Raw genomic sequence first — 18,806 nt, 5'->3', positions numbered from 1 at the left:
TTAACAATACCCACAGTAAATCAAAAACTTATCCTCACCGCTGATTGCTCGTGTCCTGTCATCGTTTTGGCCAGGCCCAACGGGGCGGTTCGGACCCGTCCACAACGGTTTCTCCCAATTCCTTGCGCAATTCGAAGCGCAGACAGCCAGGTTGCTCCGCCAGAAACGCAACAAGATCGTCGGCGTGGGACACAACAATCACCTGTGTCTTTTCCGCCGCCTTGCAGATCAACCTTGCGAGAGGTTCCAGCAAGGCCGGGTGCAGACTCGTCTCGGGTTCGTTCAGGACGATCAAGGGTGCCGGGCGCGGCGACAGCAGAGCAGCCGTCAGCAGAAGGTATCGCAACGTGCCGTCGGACAGTTCACTCGCCCTCAGCGGTCGCAGCAAACCCTTTTGCTGCATCAGCAGTTCGAAATAACCATCATTGACGGTAATCTCGATGCTGGCGCCCGGAAAAGCATCATCGATGGATTCGGCAAGTGCCACTTCGTCGCCAATTTCGAGGATCGTCTGTAGTGCTGCGGCCAGATCGCCGCCATCCGCGCTCAGAACCGGAGTTCTAGTTCCGATTTTCGGATAGCGCGCGGGCGCGTCCCGATCGGTTCTGAGATGATCGTAGAACCGCCAGGCCCTCATGCGTTCACGCATGACAAGCAGCTCAAGCCCGTCCTTCGGATCTGCCGCATGTGTCATCATGCTGTCGAAACGGGCGAGATTCTGAACCACGGGCATGCGTTGCCCCTGACCATTCAGGACCCTGACCGTCGGACCGTTTCGTCCCGCTATTTCATTCGAGCGCGACAAGGCCTCGCCCGCCCAAAGAGCTTCAACCTTGATCTCGGGGTCCATGGAAAAAAACGATCTTCCGGCATCAGCAGGAAGGCCCAGATCGATCGCATAGCCATAGTCTTCATCGGCAAAGCCGAGCTTCAGGCTGATTACGTTCTTGCGCAGCGTTCCCTGAACAGGCACTTCGCCACGTTTCATGGATCGCGAAAAAGCTTCAGGCCCGGCCCACAAGGTCGACTGCAACCCGCCTTCTGCCGCCAGTGAGGCAATTGCCTGCCCCTGAGCAACTTCCGCAAGCAGTCGAATGGACCGGTAGAGACTCGACTTGCCGCTGCCATTGGCACCGGTCACCAGGGTAATCCGGTCGAGTGGCAACACGATGTCGCGAAGGGATCGGTAGCCGGAAACGGCCAGGGTGAGGATCATGAAGTCAGACCATCCTGAAATTGGAGCTTTTCGCGTTTTTCGCGCATAATGACTGTCTTCGTCGGAACGAGAGAATTAGGCTCATGCTGAATCCGAGGGAAGCGGCAGAAGACAGTCATGCATTAAATCTCGCAATCCTCTTCATTGCATCCGTTGCCGTGCTCATTTCTATCTATTTTCACCACGATACTGCCTTGAAATATTGGCTGCTGAATGGATTTGGAAAGACAGTTCCCGGAACCATTCTGAGTGTGGAGAGCAGTCGCGAAAGCTTCTCCGACATACAGAAGATCACGCGCCAAAACCGCAGGAACTCACTCAAAAACCTTGATGCGCTCATCTCTGGAAGTACAGTTCTTGTTGAGTTCAAACCCGAGAAATCGCAGCTTCAGATCCTTTCCTTCAAAATGCCCGTCGGCTTCACCGGAAGACAGGACACAAATACGCTTGATATTACGTATCTCCCCGTTAACCCCCGCATAGCGTACCCCGCTGACCACCTGATCAATTTTGCTCTCGATAGCAAAATCATGTTCTGGTCACTCGTTGCAGGCCTGATCATCATTTGGCTTGGACTGGTGTCGATCCAGAAGTGGATTGGATTTCGCAGGCGAATGAGAAGATACTAATACCCCCCCTCATCAGGTTCGGAGTACATTCCAAAGTTCTGAAAATTTCGGGCGAAGCCTCAATCGAAACGTGCGATCCCATCGTGGCTGTCGAAGATTGCTATGCCTTAGAATTCACAGTTCTTTTCTTCGCACTCGTGGTGGGATAGGCTTGGCTTTGTTTCCGCCGCCGCTCTCGACCTCAGCTCCCCTGATCCACCAACTCGAACTTGTTGACATCGAAGACACCTAAGTCGGTGATTTTCAGGTGAGGAATGACAGGTAGCGGTAAAAAGGCGACCTGAAGGAACGGTTCGTCCAGTGTGCAGCCAAGATCCTTGGCGGATGCGCGCAAGTCCTCCAGTTCTTCCCTCACTGTCTCGAACGGTTCCAGGCTCATCAGGCCGGCAAGCGGCAGGGCGAGCTCGGCTTTGACACCGCTCGCATCCGCAACGGCAAATCCCCCCTTCATGGCGATCACCCTGTTGACCGCGTGCGCCATGGCATCTTCGTCAGCCCCGACCACACAAATGTTGTGGCTATCGTGACCGACCGACGAAGCGATGGCGCCTCGTTTCATGCCGAAACCGTTGACGAAACCAAGGCCAATGTTGCCGGTACCCTTGTGGCGCTCGACAACGGCCACCTTGAGTACGTCCTGATCCAGATCGACCAGCGTTTTTCCTCCTGCAACCGGCAGGGTTTTCTTCAGGTGCTCCGTAATGATTTTCCCTGGAACAACGCCGATGACATCCGCTTCGCTGTTGCGCGCCGGGATAGCGAACTTGTCCGCTGAAACCGGGGCCACTTTCACACTGTCCAATCCTACAGGTTCGACGATCTCGCGTTTCGAATAAGCCGTATCGTCGGCGACCAGACCTCCGGAGATGACCCGATTGACACGGCAGTCGTCAAAATCGCTCAGCAAGGCAATATCGGCCCGCTTGCCCGGGGCGATGACACCTCGGTCCTTCAACCCGAATGCATTGGCCGCCGACCAGCTTGCTGCTCGATAGGCGTCAAGCGGACGGATGCCCTTGGCAATCAGACGCCGGATCATACTGTCCAGATGCCCCTCTTCGGCAATGTCCAGCGGGTTTCTGTCATCCGTACAAAGCGCGACAAACGCGGAAACATCGGGTGTCAGGATCGGAGCCAGTGCTTCAAGGTCCTTCGAAACAGACCCTTCCCGCATCAGGATCGTCATGCCCTTTGAAAGCTTTTCCAGCGCTTCTTCGGCGGTCGTTGCCTCATGATCCGTGCGAATTCCTGCAGCAAGATAACCATTGAGGCCAAGTCCGGACAGCAGCGGAGCATGTCCGTCGATATGTCCGTCCTGGAAGACGGCCAGTTTCGCAAGCGCCTTCGGATCCCGCGCCAGAACACCCGGGAAGTTCATGAACTCCGCCAGCCCAATGACCTTTGGATGATCGCAAAAAGGCAACAGGTCTTCGATTTCCAGACAGGCACCAGCGGTTTCAAAGGCCGTTGCCGGTACGCAGGACGACAGGTTGACCCTGAGATCCATTACCGTTTCCAGAGAACTGTCGAGGAAATACCGTATCCCTTCAGCCCCCAGAACGTTGGCAATTTCATGCGGGTCGCAAATGGCCGTCGTGACCCCGTGCGGCAGAACGCAACGGTCAAACTCGAATGGCGTCACCAGCGAGCTTTCAACATGCAGATGAGTGTCGATGAAACCGGGAACCGCCGTGAGGCCCGTACCGTCAATCTCCCTGTCGCCGGTGTAACTATCAAGAGTTCCAACGATCCGGTCACCCACGATCGCAATATCCGTTTCCACGGTCGATCCGTCGATGACACTGAAAAGACGAACGTTTTTTACCACGAGATCCGCTGGGACTTCTCCGGCTCCGGCAGCAATCGCACGCGCCAGAAAGGCCTCATCATGTTTTATCGGCATTCGTCTTCTCTCCGATTCTTGTTTTGACAACGACAATACGGAACTTGTCGTCGTCATCAAACTTTTCCCCGCCAATGGGGTCAAATGAGGGGCAAAGCCTGATTTATTTCACGCTGCCGATGATCGGGAAGCCAGTAGTTTCTGCTCGGCAATGCACCTTTCCGCCGGGTATGTCGCCTTCAAAAAAACGAACAGGATTTCTCATTCCGGCCAGCAACTTACCGCAGCACAACGCCGAGCATTCGCGCTGCAATAGCAAAATCCGATTGACAGCGAGAGATTGGAGGAGAATAATTTCATCAAGATTAATTATTATGAAGCTGTCAAAAACAAAGACGGACGAATACCGGAGGAGCGAGGAAGGTGGAGGAGACTCGCAAAAGCGGGCGCGGTTCGAATTCCGCGCAGCTGCGGCGTTACAACGAGCGCATTGTTCTGCAGATCCTGCGGCGGGCGGGCGAAGCCTCCAAAGCTGAACTCGCTCGGGCTGTGCAACTGACCAATGCCGCCATCGGCGCCATCATCCAGGACCTGATCGAAGAAGGATTCATCTACGAAGCTGGCAAGCGTCACGACGGCAGCAGAGGGCAACCGGCCACCATCCTGAGGCTTGCTCCACGCGGAGCCTTTTCATTCGGCGTCCGGCTGGACCGGACCAACATGGAAACGGTCTTGATGGATTTCTCCGGACAGATCATCGACCGCCGCCTTCACGACCTGATCCTTCCAGCACCCGAACGCGCGCTTGAAATTCTGATCAACGACCTCGCGGACCTGCGCGCAGAGCTGACGCAGGACGAGCAGGACCGCATCACCGGTATCGGCCTGGCCCAGCCGTTCAACCTGGGAGCCTGGTTGCATGAACTCGGCCTGCCCGAAGCCGATTTCGGGAAATGGGAAGACTATGACCTCGCAAGTGCGCTGCAGGACGCAACAGAACTGCCCGTCTTCAGCGAAAACGATGGTACGGCGGCAGCTGTGGCCGAGCTCTTTTACGGACTCGGGCGTCAGAACGACAACTTCCTTTATCTGTTCCTTGGTCCGGCGATCGGTGGCGGCCTTGTCCTGAAAGGTGATGTGGTGCGCGGTGTATCGGGCAATGCAGCCGATGTCGCCATGATGCCCGTTCCGCCCAGCGGTCTGTCGACGGCACCGGAGGCCCGGCACACCTGGGATCTTTTGTTGACGCGCGCGTCGCTGGTTGCTCTTGCCCGCCATATGGCACCTGACAATTTCGAGACGCTGAAGCGTAAGGACCTTCAGGATGCGGTCGGGCGCAGCGACAAGCAGTTTCAGGAATGGATGACTGACTGTGCTGAAGCTCTCGCGCTGGCCCTCCGGTCCGCCTATGCGATGCTCGACATGCCCCTTGTGATCATCGATGGAGACCTCGGCAGCCCATTTCCGGAAGAATTCCGCAAGACTCTGCAAGCAGCCGTTGAAGCGGCGGCTCCGGAAAAGCGGCAATCACCGGACATCGACATTGGCAGTTTCGGTCAGGACGCCGGCGCGATCGGCGCGGCCAGTCTGCCTCAGTTTTTCAACTTCTCTCCGAGAGCGGCGATCCTCACGGGAGGAAAAGACACGGGAACCGCTGGCGCCGGCAGGAATGAAGACAATGCCGGTTTTCCAGCACGTGCAGCACGGTTGGGGTCACATCTGGCCACACCCAACCGTCCCGATTGATATAGGCCAGGGAGGAAATACGATTATGATCCGCAAATTACTCGCGACGGCATCCGTACTGGCAGCCATGGCTGCCGCACCTGCGACCGCAGCTGATATTTCAGCTTGCCTGATCACCAAGACAGACACCAATCCGTTTTTCGTGAAAATGAAGGAAGGCGCGACCGCAAAGGCAAATGAGCTCGGCATAGAGCTGAAATCCTTTGCCGGCAAGATCGACGGAGACCACGAAACCCAGGTCGCAGCGATTGAAACCTGCATCGCCGATGGTGCCAAGGGTATCCTGCTGACGGCTTCCGATACCTCTTCCATTGTTCCTGCAGTCCAGCAGGCGCGTGATGCCGGTATTCTTGTCATCGCACTTGATACGCCGTTGAACCCGATCGATGCAGCTGATGCGACGTTTGCGACCGATAACTTCAAGGCTGGCGAGCTGATCGGCCAATGGGCAGCAGCCAGCCTTGGTGACGCAGCCGGAGATGCCAAGATCGCCTTGCTTGACCTGGCAATCAGCCAGCCGACAGTTGGCGTCTTGCGCGATCAGGGCTTCCTGCAGGGCTTCGGCATCGAGCTCGGCGACCCGAACAAATGGGGCGACGAAACCGATCCGCGCATCGTTGGTCACGACGTGACCCAGGGCAATGAGGAAGGCGGCCGTCGCGCCATGGAAAACCTTCTTGCCAAGGACCCGATGGTCAATGTCGTCTACACGATCAACGAACCGTCAGCCGCTGGTGCCTATGAGGCGCTGAAGTCCATCGGCCGCGAAAACGACGTGCTCATCGTTTCCGTCGACGGCGGTTGCCCGGGTGTTCAGAACGTCAAGGACGGCGTGATCGGTGCAACCTCACAGCAATATCCGCTGCTGATGGCTTCTCTCGGCATCGAAGCGATCAAAACCTGGGCGGACAGCGGCGCAAAGCCGGAGCCGACCCCTGGCAAGGATTTCTTCGACACCGGTGTGGCTCTTGTTACCGACAAGCCGGTGGACGGTGTTGAATCCATCGACACCGCCAAGGGCAAGGATCTCTGCTGGGGCTAAGGCTCAAGCCAAAACGATGTAAAAGGGGCATGGGCAACCTTGCCCCTTTTTGAAAGGCGCATAGAGGGATACGGGCATGAGCTCAGACACCAAGACGGCAGGCGGACCGGCGGAGTACGAAACCGCTGCGGCATCAAGCCCGCAGGCCGTAGCCTCGTTCGATGAACATCATCACGGACTTGGGCACAAAATCCAGCACACACTTCACCAGACGCCTTCACTGGTTCCCTTGATCGTTCTGGTGATCTCCATCATTGTCTTCGGCATTCTGCTCGGCTCGAAGTTCTTCTCTCCCTTTGCCCTGACCCTCATTCTGCAACAGGTGCAGATTGTCGGGATCGTTGCCGCCGCCCAGAGCGTCGTCATCCTGACTGCCGGAATTGACCTGTCGGTAGGGGCCATCATGGTGCTGTCCTCGGTCGTCATGGGACAATTCACGTTCCGCTACGGATTGCCGGTCGAGATATCGATCCTGTGCGGCCTGATCTGCGGAACGCTTTGCGGATATGTGAACGGCTTCCTCGTCGCAGTGGTGAAACTGCCCCCCTTCATCGTCACGCTCGGCATGTGGCAGATCGTGCTTGCAACCAATTTTCTCTATTCAGCCAATGAGACCATCCGCTCGCAGGAAATCGCCAAGGCGGCGCCGCTCCTGCAACTCTTCGGCAACAAGGTCAATATTGGCGGGGCGATCTTCACCTATGGCGTCATTTTCATGGTGCTTCTGGTCCTGGTGCTGGCCTATGCCCTGAGGCAAACCGCCTGGGGCCGGCATGTCTACGCGGTTGGAGATGATCCGGAGGCGGCCCAGCTTTCCGGTGTCCAGGTCAGGAAAACGCTGATCTCTGTCTACATGCTCTCAGGTCTTATCTGCGCCTTCGCCGGGTGGGCCATGATCGGCCGGATCGGCTCTGTGTCTCCGACTTCAGGCCAACTTGCCAACATTGAATCCATCACCGCCGTGGTGATTGGCGGCATTTCGCTGTTCGGCGGCCGTGGCTCCATTCTCGGCAGCCTGTTCGGGGCATTGATCGTCGGTGTCTTCACTCTCGGGCTGCGCCTGCTGGGAGCTGACGCCCAGTGGACCTACCTGCTCATCGGCCTCCTCATCATCGCGGCTGTCGCAGTCGATCAATGGATCAGAAAGGTATCAGTGTGATGGAACCTGTTCTGCAAGCAAGCAACCTGGTCAAACGCTATGGCCGCGTTGTCGCCATGGACCACGCCCACTTCGAGCTCTATCCAGGTGAGATCCTGGCGGTGATCGGCGATAACGGTGCCGGAAAGTCGACTCTCATCAAGGCGCTCAGCGGAGCTGTTCAGCCGGACGAGGGAGAAATACTGCTGGATGGCAAACCGGTGCATTTCTATTCGCCCATCGATGCCCGCGAAGCAGGTATTGAAACGGTTTACCAGACCCTGGCCATGTCCCCCGCCCTGTCCATCACAGACAACATGTTCATGGGCCGGGAACTGCGCAAGCCCGGCTTTCGCGGCAAGTGGCTTCGACAGCTCGATCGCAAAAAGATGGAAGAGATCGCCCGCAGCAAGCTGAGCGAACTAGGTCTTCTGACCATCCAGAACATCAACCAGGCAGTGGAAACGCTGTCCGGCGGTCAGCGTCAGGGCGTTGCTGTTGCGCGTGCAGCGGCCTTTGGCTCCAAGGTGGTGATCATGGACGAACCGACTGCCGCGCTCGGCGTCAAGGAAAGCCGCAGGGTTCTGGACCTTATCAAGGACGTGAAGGCGCGCGGCCTGCCCATCGTGCTGATCAGCCACAACATGCCGCATGTGTTTGAGGTCGCCGACCGCATCCACATTCACCGGCTGGGACGCCGAGCCTGCGTGATCAAGCCGTCGGACTTTTCCATGTCTGACGCCGTCGCGATCATGACGGGGGCAATGGAACCGCCTGAAAATCTCGCTGCCTGACCGGTATTAACTCAAGGTTCGGCCAGACCGGACCTTCTTGCGTCCAAATTGACATATCGGAGACCAGATGTTCCTGATCTGCGGAGAAGCACTGTTTGACCTCTTCGGCGAGGCAAGCAAGGGCGACAGTCTTTCCTTTGATGCCCGCATTGGCGGCTCCCCTTTCAACGTTGCCATGGGCCTTGCCCGCCTGGGTGAAGAAGCCGGCTTTTTCGGCGGAATCTCAAAAGACATGCTGGGCGAAAAGCTTGTTCAGAAGTTTCGCAAGGAAGGTGTGTCCGAACATTTCATTCTGAGAACCGACTATCTGACAACTCTCAGCCTGGTGCAAAAGAACGACCATGGCCACCCGGCCTATACATTCTACGGGACGGAGGCAGCGGACAGAATGGTAACGGTCGAAGACCTGCCGGAATTCGCCGAACCGCCTTTCTTCATCCATGTCGGTTCCTACACGGCGCTTGTCGATCCGATCGCCACCGCTTTGAAGGCACTGATCGAGAGGGAGAAGAAGCGCACGCTGATCTCCTTCGATCCCAACATCCGTCCGACGGTCGTTGCCGATATGTCCTTGTGGCGGACCAACACCGAGGCCCTCGTTCCCCATACGGATGTCATCAAGGTGAGCGATGAAGACCTTGCCCTTATCGCACCGGGTGAAGCCTGTCGGGACATCGCGCGATCCTGGCTGAAACTGGGTACCGGTCTGGTTATTGTCACCAAAGGTGCTGATGGTGCGTCTGCCTATGCACCGGAGATTGAAGTTCATGGCGCAGGCGTGAAGGTCAATGTTGAAGATACGGTTGGTGCTGGCGACACTTTTCAGGCCGCCTTGCTGGCAGGTCTGCGCCAGCTTGGAGTGACGGGCAGAAAAGAGCTTGATACTCTTGACGAAAAACGAATGGGCCGTCTTCTTGAATTTGCCATCGGGGCAGCGGCCATCACCTGTTCGCGTCGCGGTGCGGATCTGCCATTCAGGCAGGAATTGGAAAAAGAATGGTCAGCCTTGAAATGAGGGGCTGACAAAGGAATTAAATCGATTTAAAACCCCGTCGAAACCGATCAAGGCATCGGCGATCCGTTGGACAGACACGCTGTTTGGAAGGGATTTGTTTATGGCGGTACGCGTCATTGAAGTTGAAGAGTTCGATCTGGTCGTTTTCGGAGCGTCCGGAGACCTTGCCCATCGCAAGCTTCTGCCAGCCCTTTATCATCGGGCGGCTGACGGTCAGATGCCGGAAAGTGCGCGCATCATCTGCAGCGCTCGCCGGGACTATTCCGACGACGACTATCGCGACTACGCCCGCAAGGCCCTTCAGGAACACGTAACGGATCTTGAACAAGAAGCTCTCGACCAGTTCCTCAAACGCATTTGCTACGTGAAGATCGACATTGCCTCCGGTGCAGGGTTTGACGGTCTCAAGTCTGTTCTCGACGAACGGCCCGATATCACCCGCGCCTTTTATCTGGCGGTCGGTCCGGACCTGTTCGGCACGATCTGCGAGAACCTCGGCAAGATCGGCGTCGTCAACGAGCGTTCGCGCGTTGTCATGGAAAAGCCGATCGGCAAGGACGGAAAGTCCGCGAAGGCATTGAACGACACCGTCGGTGCGGTTTTCAGCGAAGACCAGATCTTCCGTATCGACCATTATCTCGGCAAGGAAACGGTGCAGAACCTCATGGCTCTGCGTTTTGCCAACGCCTTGTTCGAGCCGCTTTGGAACGCTGCTCATATCGACCATGTCCAGATCACCGTGGCCGAATCGCTCGGCGTCGGTGGTCGCGCCGGCTACTACGACACTGCAGGTGCCCTGCGGGACATGGTTCAGAACCACATGCTGCAGCTGCTCTGTCTGGTGGCAATGGAGCCGCCGGAGTCGATGAACGCCGATAGCGTGCGGGACGAAAAACTGAAGGTGCTAAAGGCACTTGCTCCGATTGACGCCCAAAGTGCGGACAAATTGACGGTACGCGGCCAATACCGGGCCGGAGCATCGTCAGGGGGCGCCGTGCCAGGCTATCTGGAAGAACTCGGCAACAATGAAAGCCGGACGGAAACCTTTGTCGCCCTCAAGGCGGAAATCGCCAATTGGCGATGGGCCGGGGTGCCCTTCTACCTGCGCACCGGCAAGCGCCTCGCTCAGCGTGTTTCCGAAATCGTGGTGCAGTTCCGCCCGATCCCACACTCGATCTTCGATGCGGAAGCTGGAACCATTACCGCAAACCGCCTGGTCATCCGCCTGCAGCCGGATGAAGGCGTCAAGATGCAGGTGATGATTAAGGACCCGGGTCCGGGCGGCATGCGTTTGCGCCAGGTTCCTCTCGACATGAGTTTCGCGGACGCTTTCAAGGTTCGCAATCCGGACGCTTATGAGAGGCTGATCATGGACGTGATCCGCGGCAACCAGACCCTTTTCATGCGCCGTGACGAAGTGGACGCAGCATGGGCATGGATCGATCCGATCCTCGCCGCCTGGGCAAACTCCAAGGACACGCCCAAAGGCTACACGGCCGGAACTTGGGGTCCCTCTGCATCCATCGCGCTTGTCGAAAGGGACGGCCGCACCTGGTCCGAAGACGATAGCGGCTGACGAACACTCACAGGGCCTGTTCCTGTGAGCTCTTTGTCATTTAAATCGATTAAATAGTGAAGCAGAGTGGGATCGCCCTATCTGCAAGCAAAAGCGACCCAGCCAGTTTTGGCCAGGAAAGGACTTGAAGGTATGACCATCCAGGATCGTGTCGGCGAAGTCACCGAGCGGATTGTCAAACGAAGCCATGACAGCCGTTCAACCTATCTGGAACGGATCGGCAAGGCAGCGGAACAGGGACCGCAGCGTTCGCGTCTCTCATGCGGCAATCTCGCCCATGGTTTTGCGGCCTGCGGCCTCTCCGACAAGCAGGCCCTTTCGGGCGATGTTGTGCCCAATCTGGGCATCATAACCGCCTACAACGACATGTTGTCCGCTCACCAGCCCTACGAGACCTACCCTGCCCTTATCCGCGATGCGGCGCATGAGGTTGGCGCGGTTGCCCAGGTGGCCGGCGGCGTCCCGGCAATGTGTGACGGCGTCACCCAGGGCCAGGACGGCATGGAACTGTCGCTCTTTTCCCGCGACGTGATCGCCATGGCCGCCGCCGTTGGCCTCTCTCACCAGATGTTTGACGCAGCGGTCTTCCTGGGTATCTGCGACAAGATCGTTCCCGGCCTTGCCATTGCGGCCCTTTCCTTCGGCCATCTGCCTGCCGTTTTCGTACCCGCCGGCCCGATGACCACCGGAATTTCCAACGACGAGAAGGCCAAGGTCCGCCAACTCTATGCGGAAGGCAAGGTTGGCCGGGACGCACTCCTGGAAAGCGAATCCAAGGCCTATCACTCTCCAGGCACATGCACTTTCTACGGCACTGCCAATTCCAATCAGATGCTGATGGAGATCATGGGCCTGCACATGCCGGGTGCCTCCTTCATCAATCCGGGCACACCGCTACGCGATGCTCTCACCAAAGAGGCTGCCAAGCGCGCGCTTGCGATTTCCGCGCTCGGAAACGAATTCACCCCCGCCGGCGAAATCATCGACGAGAAGGCGATCGTGAACGGCGTTGTCGGCCTGCACGCCACCGGTGGATCCACCAATCACACGATGCACCTGGTCGCCATGGCGGCGACCGCCGGGATCAAGTTGACCTGGGACGACATTTCCGACCTGTCCGACGTCGTGCCGTTGCTTGCACGCGTTTATCCGAACGGCAAGGCGGATGTGAACCATTTCCAGGCCGCCGGCGGCCTCGCCTTCCTCATTCGCGAACTTCTGGGCGACGGATACCTTCATCAGGATGTAAAGACGGTCTACGGAACGGACCTTTTCGGTTACACCGTCGAGGCCAAACTGGATGCCGATGGCAACATCCGGCGTGAGGCCGCCCCGGAAAAATCAGGCGACGAAACCGTCCTCGCACCTGTGTCCAAGGCATTTCAGCCGACAGGCGGACTGAAGATGCTCGAAGGTAATATGGGCAAGGCCGTCATCAAGATCTCGGCGGTCGCCAAGGAACGCCATGTCATCGAAGCCCCGGCGCGGGTCTTCCATTCTCAGGACGATTTCCTGGCCGCATTCAACAACAAGGAATTTACCGGTGATGTTGCCGCCGTGGTCCGCTTCCAGGGACCGAAGGCCATCGGCATGCCGGAATTGCACAAATTGACGCCCTGTCTCGGAATTTTGCAGGATCGCGGTTACAAGGTTGCCCTGATCACCGATGGCCGCATGTCCGGTGCTTCAGGCAAGGTCCCGGCGGCAATCCACGTTACTCCGGAAGCAGCCAATGGCGGCCCCATCGCCAAAATCAGAGACGGTGATATGATCCGCGTCGATGCGGTAACTGGTGAGTTGATGGTATTGGTGGACGAGGCCGAGTTCAACGGGCGTCCCCTGGCCGAGGCGGACCTGAGTGGCCATCAATTCGGTGTCGGCCGCGATCTTTTTGCAGCCTTCCGGGCAAATGTCGGTACACCGGACACGGGTGCCCATGTTTTTGGTGCTTGAATTGAGAAGTGAAGAATTAGGAGAGTTTCATGGCGCAGGACATTGAAAAAATTGAAAAGGTAATGTGCGCCGCACCGGTCATTCCGGTTCTGGTTGTTGAAGACCCCAAAAAAGCTGTGCCAATGGCCGAAGCGCTGGTGCGCGGTGGTCTGCCGGCAATTGAAATCACTCTTCGGACCGCTCATGCACTGGAAGCGATTGATGCTGTCAATGAGCACGTGGAAGGTGCCATTGTCGGCGCCGGTACGGTCTTGAACGGCAGGCAATACGATGCGGCGGTCTCCGCCGGTGCGCGCTTCATTGTGTCCCCGGGAACGACCAGAAACCTTCTGGATGCCGCCGACGAACACGGCGTCCCGCTCCTGCCGGGTGCCGCCACGGCCTCCGAAGTCATGTTTCTTCTGGAACGCGGCTATGAACGGCTGAAGTTCTTCCCCGCCGAACAGGCCGGTGGAGCAGCATATCTGAAATCCCTGTCCTCGCCGCTTGCTGCTGCCAGGTTCTGCCCGACCGGCGGTGTGAGCCTGAACAATGCCGCCGACTATCTGAAACTGCCGAATGTTCTGTGCGTTGGCGGCTCCTGGATCGCAGACGCCAAGGCCATTGCATCTGAAGACTGGAGCGGCATCGAAGAACGCGCCCGTGCTGCAGCTGGCCTGAACGATTAAACAAGACATCGTGTTGCAGGGGCTGCTCACCTCGCCTCTGGAATGATGGATTTGCAACTTGGAAAACCGGGCCTGGAGCCCGGTTTTTGTTTTTTGAATTCTATGCAACGCCTTCAATAATTGTGGCGACAGTCTCCGCGGCGTCGAGAATTGCTGCTTCTTCGTCTTCAGCGAGCGCGATCGGATGTACCGTTTCCCAGCCGTCCAGACCAAGAAGAACGGGTGCGGCAATCACCCCGTGAATGCCCAGCCATTCTCCCTCCAGCGCCACTTGGGCAGGAAAGATGCGGTGCTCTCCCTTGATCAGGTGTGCGGCGATATCGGCAACCGCGTGTGCTGTTGCAACTTCCGTCGTGCGGCCGGACGTATAGTGAATGAAGAAGGGCTTCACCGCCATTCTCAGATCCGCCGGCAGAGATCGAACAAAAGTGTAGGCTTCTTTCACGTCTCCCTTGCGAACGAATTCCACGAGCCTTTCCATCTCGGATTGAAGCTCTCGAGGATAATCGGACATGGACCGTTCAGACCGGATCCGCTCAACAAGAGCATCGACAAACTTGTCGTCGACCCCCTTCACCTGCAAATGGCTCCAGGTCGGCACCAAGTGAAGACCGTGTTGCCCAAGCACATAGGCATGCACCTGCCGTCGGCCGATCCCGAGCTCCGACGCGATTTCTCCGCGAAATCTCAAGGTGTCCGACCACGCCCCCGCGCCGAGAACACGGTGGCGACCAAGATGTTTTGCGAAGGCGTGTACCCCCACTTCGATCGGATTGGACTGCACGATCACGATGGGTGACGGCTCCGCGCGGCGAGCCAGGCTTTCTGCATATACGGAAAAAAGCCGGTAATTATCACGTGCGAGAGCTGCCCGGTCGAAGGTTTCATCCGGATCGGTGGAAACGGTGGCTCCGGCAAGCATGACCACAATATCCGCATCAACCTGATCAGGGTCGGTTATCAGTTCAATGGCGGGTGCATCGTCAACGAACGCATCCCTGAGATCCGCCCGAAACCCCCAGAGTTCGCTCTCGCTGAGCCCTCCGTGATGGCCGACCAGCTGCAAACGCGCAGATGGCAGCATCACACGTTCGTCGAGAAGCTGGACGGCAAGCTGCCTGCCGCAACTACCTGTTGCACCGATGATCGCAAGATCCATGAAGCCGCTCCCTGGTTAACAAGGGTATGCCGGCCTGCGGTCCCGGGCTCCGTCACTGTCGTCGTTTTCTCAGGCTCTACCGAGGGCTATCGCAGGCTTTGTCGCTTTCATTTCCAAAGACAAAGCATGAGTCCGACCGGCTCGCAGATCAAGCCTCTTTTGCTTCTATGGTTTAATTCGATGACAGCGACTTGAAGCGACCGAGCGTCTTTACTTGGTCGCAAGCCAAGAATTTCTGGCATTTATCGCGCGAGGAAGCGAACCAGGTGTCAGATGCCTTCAACTTCCAGATCAACCTGATCGGCGGCATCGCCGTCATCGTCATCGGATCCTTCCTCCAGGGTCCTGTTCCAGAGAAGTCGCATTCCGGCAGAAGTTTCGTTGCGCCAGGCAAATTCGGCGACGACCGGCCTGGAAAACTTCTTCATCGTCAGCAACACTTCCTCCGGAAGCGCGGTCAGGCCCTGAGCCTTGACCCTGCATCCGTTATTGGCAGCATCGACAATCGTTCCGCTGATCTCGGTAATGCCTTCCAAATCCGCAATCTTGACCGGGATGTTGACGCTGTTGCGTTTTTCCCGGCGCTTGTCGGCGACGGTCTTCTCATTCTTGGCAAAAACGACAGCAGCGTCGTTGCCCTTTACCGAAGTGACCTGACCCTTGACGAGCTTGTTGGCGTCTCGTCCCTTGATTCCGACTGTTTTGTAGAGCGACTTGATGTCGTCCGAGGTCAAACAGCAGCCCCATTCACTGACGTTTGAAAGAACGGCGTTGATGGCGGACAGATTGTCGAAATCAATTACCAGAACATCTTCTTTGGCATCCGGTTGATCCTGAAGATGCGAAAATTCGTGTGTTGTGTCTTCCGTGCCCATGACCAAGCTCACTTAAAGCAATTTTTTGCCTGCCCAATAAATTGGCGAATTCCATTCGAAATGCCGTATTTTTATGCATTTTCTCACGAAACTCCTAATTTCTCCTCAACTAATCTGCTGATCTGCAACTATTCCTCGATATGATCCCAACCGACCGAAAGGCTCCAAGACTTCAAAGACATCCCGCAATCAGATTTTTCTCCCACTTGCAATTTTGCTGTGCTATCTGAGACCCGCGTCCAAAGGGGCGGAAACTGGTAACTTAAATCGATTTAAGGGGACACTTCATGGCTCTCGAAGCAGCCTTTGTTTCTCTCAGCCAGAAGGCCGAGCAGTTGAATTCCACCACGCTCCGCGACCTGTTTGCAACCGATCCGAACCGGTTCGACAGATTTACGGCACGCACAGACGATCTTCTGCTCGACTATTCGAAGTCCAGGATCGATACAGAGACACTCGATCTTCTGGTCGCACTGGCCAAGGCTGCGGATGTTGAAGGCAGACGTGAAGCGATGTTTACCGGAGAAAAGATAAACGCCACCGAAAAGCGTGCGGTCTTGCACACAGCCCTGAGGAACAGATCTGGGGAACCGGTCTTTGTCGACGGCGAGGATGTCATGCCGGATGTGCTGGCAGTGCTCGATGCCATGGCCGATTTTTCCGAAGCGGTCCGGTCCGGTGAATTGACTTCATCGACCGGAGTGCCTTTTACCGATGTCGTCAACATCGGCATCGGCGGTTCGGATCTTGGCCCGGTAATGACCACGCTGGCGCTTGCTCCTTATCATGACGGCCCCGAACTCCATTACGTTTCCAATGTCGACGGCGCCCATATTGCCGACACGCTGGAAAAGCTCGATCCCGAGAGCACCCTGTTCATCGTCGCCTCCAAAACCTTCACCACCATTGAAACGATGACCAACGCGCAGACGGCCCGTAAGTGGATCGCCGACGCATTGGGAGAAGAGGCTGTTGGAGACCATTTCGCTGCTGTTTCCACCGCGCTCGACAAGGTCGCGGCCTTTGGCATCGATGAGAGCCGTGTCTTCGGTTTCTGGGACTGGGTTGGAGGTCGCTATTCGATCTGGTCGGCAATCGGCCTTCCCCTGATGATCGCAATCGGCCCCGATGCATTCAACGATTTCCTGGAGGGAGCGCACGCGCTCGACAACCATTTCAGGATTGCCCCCTTACAGGAAAACCTGCCGGTGCTGATGGCGCTGATCGGTGTCTGGAATCGTGATGTTCTGGGCTTCTCGGCTCGCGCCGTGCTTCCTTATGACCAGCGTCTCGCCCGGCTACCCGCCTATCTGCAGCAGCTCGACATGGAATCAAACGGCAAGTGCGTCACACTCGACGGCAGCCCGGTTGATCAGGAGACCGGCCCGCTCGTCTGGGGCGAACCGGGCACCAATGGCCAGCACGCCTTCTACCAGCTGCTGCACCAGGGCACGACAGTGATCCCATGTGAGTTTCTGATCGCGGCTGAAGGCCATGAGGAAGACCTCAAGAATCACCATGATCTCCTGATCGCCAACTGCCTTGCGCAATCCGAAGCCTTGATGCTTGGCAGGACGCTTGAAGAAGCAAAAGCACTTCTGGCAGCCTCCGGATTGGACGAAGCCGACGTCGAACGCTTGGCCCCTCATAAAGTTTTCCCCGGCAATCGCCCTTCCCTGACACTCGCCTATGACCAACTGACACCGTACTCCCTCGGTCGGTTGATCGCGCTTTATGAACACCGCGTTTTCGTGGAAGGCGTCGTCTGGGGAATCAACTCATTTGACCAATGGGGCGTTGAGCTTGGCAAGGAGCTGGCGACAGCTCTGCTGCCGATGGTCAAGGGTGAGGCATCGGCGGACGGCAAGGACGCTTCGACCAAGGGTTTGCTGGTTGCGCTGACCGGTTGACACCCGCTCTGGAAGCAACACTGGCAGGAACCTTGTCAAACTCGACGCCTCCGCCATATTTCTGCCCTACAGGCCGCTATCTGTTTCACATCGTTGAAGAACTCTGGACAGGTTTCTTGGTCGACACCGGATGGTTGCGACAATGAGAGATTGCCCCAAAACGCAATCCGGCTTACCTTCGGTGAGATTTTCAATGTCCAAGAATCCTTTTAACGGATTCTGGGTCGCTTTATTTTAACGCGCCGTCTCAAACGGCCCGGAAGGGAGATAGCTTTGATGAAGAAGTTTGTATTGCTTGCAGCTGTTGGCATTGCTCTGGCGGGTTGCCAGTCTGACAGCCAGCGTGACCGCGCCCTTGTCGGCGGCGGCCTGGGTGCAGCCACCGGTGCGGCAATCGGTGCTGCAGCGACTGGTGATGTTGGCGGCGCACTGGTCGGCGCGGCGATCGGCGGTGCCGGTGGTGCGATCGTTGGCGGAGCGACCACTCCGAAAAACTGTGTTGCCTATGACAGATACGGCAACCCGTACCGGGTCGCTTGCCCGTAACGCAAATCTGACCGCGTAGGCTCGGCACTGAGACCGCTTGGAAGGAAATGATGAAAAAAATTCTTTTGCTTGCCGCTGCAGCTGCTTTTCTGGCTGGCTGCCAATCTGACAGCCAGACTGACCGTGCACTCGTCGGCGGTGGCCTTGGTGCTGCAACTGGTGCGATTATCGGTGCCGCGGCCGGTAACGGTGCCGGCCCTGCCCTTGCCGGCGCGGCCATTGGTGCAGCCGGTGGTGCGTTGGTCGGCGCGGCCACCACACCGAAGAATTGCGTTGCCTATGACCGTTACGGCAACCCTTACCGGGTCGCCTGCCCGTAACATCTTGATCTTGGATAACCTTGCCCCGGTAAGGTTCTGTTAACCATAGATCCCCAACCTTGGCGGAAGATTCACTTTCGCCAAGGAATTCCGGATGAAACCCATCCTTGCAGCAGCAGCTCTTGGCCTGTTTCTCGCCGGCTGCGCCAATACCGAAAGCCAGCGTGACAGAATGCTGATCGGAGCAGGTCTTGGCGCTGCGACGGGTGCTACGATCGGAGCGGTCGCAGGCTCAACCGTGAACGCGTCAATTGCAGGTGCTGCGCTTGGCGCAATCGGCGGCGGACTCGTTGGCGTGGTGACCACTCCCCGTAATTGCATTGCCCACGACGAATACGGCACCCCTTACAAAGTCCGCTGCCCGTAAGGCCTCAAT

Annotated in this window: 17 protein-coding genes; 13 read left to right on the top strand and 4 right to left on the bottom strand. The window is 57.2% G+C overall.

All coding sequences use genetic code 11. The annotated features are described in order from the left end of the window. Positions 1-58 precede the first annotated feature (58 nt). Entirely contained in the window at positions 59-1,216 is a 1,158-nt protein-coding gene (locus ABLQ08_RS18150; protein ID WP_352944847.1) for an AAA family ATPase, read from the bottom strand. 83 nt (positions 1,217-1,299) lie between these two features. On the opposite strand from ABLQ08_RS18150, the gene ABLQ08_RS18145 reads away from it, so the two are divergent. Continuing rightward, positions 1,300-1,845, top strand: a complete 546-nt coding sequence (locus ABLQ08_RS18145) for a hypothetical protein (RefSeq protein WP_352944845.1) — start codon at positions 1,300-1,302, stop codon at positions 1,843-1,845. 181 nt (positions 1,846-2,026) lie between these two features. Here the strand turns inward: ABLQ08_RS18145 and ade are convergent, their stop codons facing one another. Next, positions 2,027-3,748, bottom strand: coding sequence for an adenine deaminase (gene ade, locus ABLQ08_RS18140; protein WP_352944843.1), 1,722 nt, complete (start codon positions 3,746-3,748; stop codon positions 2,027-2,029). Positions 3,749-4,111: 363 nt separating this feature from the next. Here ade and ABLQ08_RS18135 point away from each other — a divergent pair, with 363 nt between their 5' ends. The 8 genes from ABLQ08_RS18135 to ABLQ08_RS18100 all read left to right on the top strand — a co-directional run bounded on the left by ABLQ08_RS18135 (position 4,112) and on the right by ABLQ08_RS18100 (position 13,620). Further along, complete coding sequence (locus tag ABLQ08_RS18135) at positions 4,112-5,434, top strand: ROK family transcriptional regulator (protein ID WP_352944841.1); 1,323 nt, start codon at positions 4,112-4,114, stop codon at positions 5,432-5,434. 25 nt (positions 5,435-5,459) lie between these two features. After that, complete coding sequence (locus tag ABLQ08_RS18130) at positions 5,460-6,476, top strand: sugar ABC transporter substrate-binding protein (RefSeq protein ID WP_352944839.1); 1,017 nt, start codon at positions 5,460-5,462, stop codon at positions 6,474-6,476. Positions 6,477-6,552: 76 nt separating this feature from the next. Then, complete coding sequence (locus tag ABLQ08_RS18125; RefSeq protein ID WP_352944837.1) at positions 6,553-7,635, top strand: ABC transporter permease; 1,083 nt, start codon at positions 6,553-6,555, stop codon at positions 7,633-7,635. Beyond that, the gene (locus ABLQ08_RS18120) at positions 7,611-8,408 is read left to right on the top strand and encodes an ATP-binding cassette domain-containing protein (protein WP_352944835.1); all 798 of its coding nucleotides are present in this window, start codon (positions 7,611-7,613) and stop codon (positions 8,406-8,408) included. The genes ABLQ08_RS18125 and ABLQ08_RS18120 overlap by 25 nt, the downstream gene beginning before the upstream one ends. 67 nt (positions 8,409-8,475) lie before the next feature. Further along, a complete protein-coding gene (locus tag ABLQ08_RS18115) occupies positions 8,476-9,423 on the top strand; it encodes a carbohydrate kinase family protein (protein ID WP_352944833.1) in 948 nt (315 codons plus the stop codon). Between the two features lie 100 nt (positions 9,424-9,523). Continuing rightward, on the top strand, positions 9,524-10,999 hold the full coding sequence (gene zwf, locus ABLQ08_RS18110) for a glucose-6-phosphate dehydrogenase (RefSeq protein ID WP_352944831.1): 1,476 nt from the start codon (positions 9,524-9,526) through the stop codon (positions 10,997-10,999). A 132-nt stretch (positions 11,000-11,131) separates the two neighbouring features. Continuing rightward, positions 11,132-12,952, top strand: a complete 1,821-nt coding sequence (gene edd / locus ABLQ08_RS18105) for a phosphogluconate dehydratase (protein ID WP_352944829.1) — start codon at positions 11,132-11,134, stop codon at positions 12,950-12,952. 29 nt (positions 12,953-12,981) lie between these two features. After that, positions 12,982-13,620 carry a 2-dehydro-3-deoxy-phosphogluconate aldolase gene (locus ABLQ08_RS18100; protein WP_352944827.1) on the top strand — a complete coding sequence of 213 codons (639 nt, stop codon included), beginning with the start codon at positions 12,982-12,984 and terminating at the stop codon, positions 13,618-13,620. 100 nt (positions 13,621-13,720) lie between these two features. Here the strand turns inward: ABLQ08_RS18100 and ABLQ08_RS18095 are convergent, their stop codons facing one another. Continuing rightward, entirely contained in the window at positions 13,721-14,779 is a 1,059-nt protein-coding gene (locus tag ABLQ08_RS18095; RefSeq protein WP_352944825.1) for a malate dehydrogenase, read from the bottom strand. 269 nt (positions 14,780-15,048) lie between these two features. Then, a complete protein-coding gene (locus ABLQ08_RS18090; RefSeq protein WP_352944823.1) occupies positions 15,049-15,654 on the bottom strand; it encodes a PilZ domain-containing protein in 606 nt (201 codons plus the stop codon). A 287-nt stretch (positions 15,655-15,941) separates the two neighbouring features. Between ABLQ08_RS18090 and pgi the strand changes: the two genes are divergently transcribed. The 4 genes from pgi to ABLQ08_RS18070 all read left to right on the top strand — a co-directional run bounded on the left by pgi (position 15,942) and on the right by ABLQ08_RS18070 (position 18,797). Further along, on the top strand, positions 15,942-17,564 hold the full coding sequence (gene pgi, locus ABLQ08_RS18085; RefSeq protein WP_352944821.1) for a glucose-6-phosphate isomerase: 1,623 nt from the start codon (positions 15,942-15,944) through the stop codon (positions 17,562-17,564). A gap of 276 nt (positions 17,565-17,840) precedes the next feature. After that, complete coding sequence (locus tag ABLQ08_RS18080; protein ID WP_297581569.1) at positions 17,841-18,110, top strand: glycine zipper domain-containing protein; 270 nt, start codon at positions 17,841-17,843, stop codon at positions 18,108-18,110. A gap of 50 nt (positions 18,111-18,160) precedes the next feature. Next, the gene (locus ABLQ08_RS18075; protein ID WP_352944819.1) at positions 18,161-18,430 is read left to right on the top strand and encodes a lipoprotein; all 270 of its coding nucleotides are present in this window, start codon (positions 18,161-18,163) and stop codon (positions 18,428-18,430) included. Between the two features lie 94 nt (positions 18,431-18,524). Further along, positions 18,525-18,797: a hypothetical protein gene (locus tag ABLQ08_RS18070; protein WP_352944817.1), complete on the top strand. Its 273-nt coding sequence runs from the start codon at positions 18,525-18,527 to the stop codon at positions 18,795-18,797. Positions 18,798-18,806 lie beyond the last annotated feature (9 nt).

This window comes from Roseibium sp. SCP14, assembly GCF_040329475.1.
Taxonomy (GTDB): domain Bacteria; phylum Pseudomonadota; class Alphaproteobacteria; order Rhizobiales; family Stappiaceae; genus Roseibium.
This window is presented reverse-complemented; position numbering and strand designations above follow the sequence as displayed.

Coding starts and splice junctions, on each gene's coding strand:
- ABLQ08_RS18150 (WP_352944847.1), bottom strand. CDS start 1,216: ATGATCCTCACCCTGGCCGTTTCCGGCTACCGATCCCTTCGCGACATC.
- ABLQ08_RS18145 (WP_352944845.1), top strand. CDS start 1,300: ATGCTGAATCCGAGGGAAGCGGCAGAAGACAGTCATGCATTAAATCTC.
- ade (WP_352944843.1), bottom strand. CDS start 3,748: ATGCCGATAAAACATGATGAGGCCTTTCTGGCGCGTGCGATTGCTGCC.
- ABLQ08_RS18130 (WP_352944839.1), top strand. CDS start 5,460: ATGATCCGCAAATTACTCGCGACGGCATCCGTACTGGCAGCCATGGCT.
- ABLQ08_RS18125 (WP_352944837.1), top strand. CDS start 6,553: ATGAGCTCAGACACCAAGACGGCAGGCGGACCGGCGGAGTACGAAACC.
- ABLQ08_RS18120 (WP_352944835.1), top strand. CDS start 7,611: ATGGATCAGAAAGGTATCAGTGTGATGGAACCTGTTCTGCAAGCAAGC.
- ABLQ08_RS18115 (WP_352944833.1), top strand. CDS start 8,476: ATGTTCCTGATCTGCGGAGAAGCACTGTTTGACCTCTTCGGCGAGGCA.
- zwf (WP_352944831.1), top strand. CDS start 9,524: ATGGCGGTACGCGTCATTGAAGTTGAAGAGTTCGATCTGGTCGTTTTC.
- edd (WP_352944829.1), top strand. CDS start 11,132: ATGACCATCCAGGATCGTGTCGGCGAAGTCACCGAGCGGATTGTCAAA.
- ABLQ08_RS18100 (WP_352944827.1), top strand. CDS start 12,982: ATGGCGCAGGACATTGAAAAAATTGAAAAGGTAATGTGCGCCGCACCG.
- ABLQ08_RS18095 (WP_352944825.1), bottom strand. CDS start 14,779: ATGGATCTTGCGATCATCGGTGCAACAGGTAGTTGCGGCAGGCAGCTT.
- ABLQ08_RS18090 (WP_352944823.1), bottom strand. CDS start 15,654: ATGGGCACGGAAGACACAACACACGAATTTTCGCATCTTCAGGATCAA.
- pgi (WP_352944821.1), top strand. CDS start 15,942: ATGGCTCTCGAAGCAGCCTTTGTTTCTCTCAGCCAGAAGGCCGAGCAG.
- ABLQ08_RS18080 (WP_297581569.1), top strand. CDS start 17,841: ATGAAGAAGTTTGTATTGCTTGCAGCTGTTGGCATTGCTCTGGCGGGT.
- ABLQ08_RS18075 (WP_352944819.1), top strand. CDS start 18,161: ATGAAAAAAATTCTTTTGCTTGCCGCTGCAGCTGCTTTTCTGGCTGGC.
- ABLQ08_RS18070 (WP_352944817.1), top strand. CDS start 18,525: ATGAAACCCATCCTTGCAGCAGCAGCTCTTGGCCTGTTTCTCGCCGGC.